Genomic DNA, 222 nt, shown 5'->3' with positions numbered 1-222 from the left:
AAGCAATCTGCAATACAGCCGTCTGCTTCTCCAATGTCATGTTGAGGAACGAAACATCTGCCCGTCATTGCGAAGAATGAAGCAATCTGCAATACAGCCGTCTGTTTCTCCAATGTCATGTTGAGGAACGAAACATCTGCCCGTCATTGCGAAGAATGAAGCAATCTGCAATACAGCCGTCTGTTTCTCCAATGTCATGTTGAGGAACGAAACATCTGCCCG

General features: G+C 46.4%; 1 protein-coding gene. It reads right to left on the bottom strand.

The features are described 5' to 3' along the window. Positions 1 to 36: 36 nt before the first annotated feature. The coding region (locus ACT9TX_RS18550) for a hypothetical protein (protein ID WP_481340630.1) at positions 37 to 222 on the bottom strand (186 nt) is incomplete at its 5' end.

The organism is Parasediminibacterium sp. HNIBRBA5674, from assembly GCF_056745525.1.
This window is presented reverse-complemented; position numbering and strand designations above follow the sequence as displayed.